Source organism: Yoonia sp., assembly GCF_017854415.1.
Taxonomy (GTDB): Bacteria; Pseudomonadota; Alphaproteobacteria; order Rhodobacterales; family Rhodobacteraceae; genus Yoonia.
In genome coordinates this window covers 1-2,704 of sequence record NZ_JAFMHR010000224.1, presented here as the reverse complement: position 1 = coordinate 2,704, position 2,704 = coordinate 1, and the positions used below count along the sequence as shown (strand labels likewise).

Here is a 2,704-nt window from a genome sequence, read left to right as displayed (position 1 = left end):
AACGAAAGAACCATTCGCCCGATTTCAAAGCTAAGGTTGCGCTTGAAGCAATCCGCGAGGAGATGTCGATGGCGGAGCTGTCCAAAAAATATGCCGTTCATCCGACTGAAGTGGTCCGGCAAATTCGGACAGCGTGCTAAGATGTATCCAACCCGAACGAATGGATACGAGAATGACAAAACGACGGAACTTTTCAGACCAGTTTAAGGCTGCTGTGGCGCTTGAGGCGCTGCGCGGTGACAAGACGGTGCAAGAGATTGCAGCCAAGCGGCAGCTCCACCCAACTCAGGTGAGCACATGGAAACGACAGGCGATCGAAGGCATGGCAGGCGTTTTTTCCGACAAGGTCAAAAAGGCTGAGAACAAGGACGGCGAGATCAAAGAGCTGCACGCCAAGATTGGCCAACTGGCGGTGGAGAATGATTTTTTGTCACAAGGGCTAAAGCGGTGAGCCCATCAAAACGCCGCGAGATGATCCGCAAAGACAACACAAAACTGAGCCTGACGCGCCAGTGTAAACTGCTCAAGATTAGCCGTTCGTCGATCTATTACACACCAGTTGGGGTGAATGCAGAGACGCTTAAGCTGATGCATGAGATTGATAGGGTGTTCACCAAATACCCGTTCTTTGGAAGCCGCCAGATTGCGGCTTACCTTCCTCAGTCTGGCTTCTCAGCCGGACGGCACCGTGTTCGTCGCCTGATGAACATCATGGGGTTGCAGACCATCTACAAGGGGCCGAACACCAGCAAGAAGCACCCACAGCACCGCATTTATCCATACCTGCTGAGGAAGCTCGCAATCACGCGGCCCAATCAGGTTCCCCTCTCACACATGCAAGCATGTGCTGCCGGTCAGCGGGTGCAGCGACATCACCTACATCCCTGTCAAGAACGGCTTTCTGTATCTGGTGGCAATCATGGACTGGGCGACCCGTAAGGTTTTGACCATTGCCCGGCAGTGCATGTTTACATGCATGAGAGGGGTGGCGGCTTTCCAATACGTTGGATGCCAGCTTTTGCGTTGAGGCGTTGGAGGAGGCAATCGCCCGATATGGCAAGCCAGAGATAATGAATACGGACCAAGGCAGCCAATATACAGGCGCTGGTTGGATCACGACTTTGACCAAAGCTGACATAAAAATATCCATGGACGGTCGGGGCCGCTATTTGGACAACATCTTCATCAAACGGTTGTGGCGGTCGCTGAAACAGGAGGCCGTTTATCTGCAGGAAATTAGCGATGGCTTTCAAGCGAAACGGATCATCAATACCTGGATTGGGTTCTACAACTCAGAACGACCTCACACCGCCCTTGATAAGCGAACACCGGACATCGCATACTTCGGCAAAGCGGAGACACGAAAAGCGGCATGAACATAAACCAGATGCATCTTAGCCAAGCCGCAAAACTGTCCTAAAAAGCAGGACCACTTCAGTACGTTGTGTCAAGCAAATGAGCCTTGCCCTTTGGAAAGTGAGTTCCGGTTGAGTTTCCTGTTTGTCTGGAACTTGGAGATGTCGTAAGCGGCTGCTCAAAGTGAGAGGTTCTGCATGATAAATCCAGTGGTGAACAGACAAATGCCAGTGGTTTCCGTCGTCATTCCGCTCTATCAAAAAAAGCGGCACATCGCGGCAGCTATCTCTGTGGCCTATCGGTCCTGCTGCCTAGCAGACGTCGCTTTTGAACTTGTCGTGGTGGATGATGGTTCCACTGATGGCTCAAGTGATGTGGTAAGAGACTGGGCGACAGAGAAGCCTGACCACGCAAGTGTTCTTCATCTCATCAGACAGGAAAACCAAGGCGCCGCGGCTGCCCGCAACGTCGGTTGGAAAGCTGCGCGTGGGGAAGTCATCTTATTTCTGGATGCAGATGACACTTGGGAGGATCATCATGTTTCAGAGATGCTGGTTCTCATGTCGGAATTCCCAGAAGCCGCGCTGTATGCAGATGCGTGGGGCGAGATTTCGCCGGATCGAGCGGCAAGACTGCACAGCTTCGGAATCGGATCTGATCGTCGCGGACCGCTAGCCTGTTTCTTCGAGACAATGAGTTCCGGGCCCATGATCGTCTCGTCGAGCACAGCTGGAACGTGGAAAAGGTGCCTGATAGAGAGCCAGGGATTTCCCGAAGGTGTCCGGTTTGGCGAAGACAAAATCGGCTGGGGCCGTTTGGCACTTTTGGGTGATGTTGTCTGGTCGCCGCGTATTGGTGCCATCTGGGATAAATCCGCCGACAACCGGAGCGAAAAGCTCTCAGGCTCAGCACCCCGCACCGATTGGCGTGATTTCCTGATCGAAGTGCTGGATGGCCCAGCAATCTCAAAGGCGACGCGGCGGAATATCCTGACGGCCGTCGCAGTTGAAAATGCCTGCCTCAGTGGTGAGATAACAGTCTTCTGCCATGACACGCCGGCGCTTTTCTCCGAACCCAATAGGGGCCAGACTTTAGGGATCGGGGTACTGTAGGTCTGAAAGAGGGTCTGGGGTTTTAGGGGGCTTCCCTGAAACGGTATAAACAGTGTTCAAATCCAGCTCCCGCAACCAAATATAACAACAATATCAAACTCTTAGGTAGGTGGTATCATAATACCATCGGCCTTGCGCGCGTTTACGTCAACGCCACGTCAACGTTTGGTGAGTAATACGTTGGAACATTCGACCACTCACGTGGCCGCAATGACCTCAGCAACAATATTGCCAAT

General features: G+C 52.7%; 1 protein-coding gene and 1 pseudogene. Both read left to right on the top strand.

Annotated elements, in window-relative coordinates; all coding sequences use genetic code 11:
* Positions 1 to 172 precede the first annotated feature (172 nt).
* Positions 173 to 1,376, top strand: a pseudogene (locus QZ197_RS15750) (IS3 family transposase).
* Positions 1,377 to 1,553: 177 nt separating this feature from the next.
* Positions 1,554 to 2,468 carry a glycosyltransferase family A protein gene (locus tag QZ197_RS15745; RefSeq protein ID WP_296433169.1) on the top strand — a complete coding sequence of 305 codons (915 nt, stop codon included), beginning with the start codon at positions 1,554 to 1,556 and terminating at the stop codon, positions 2,466 to 2,468.
* Positions 2,469 to 2,704: the final 236 nt, after the last annotated feature.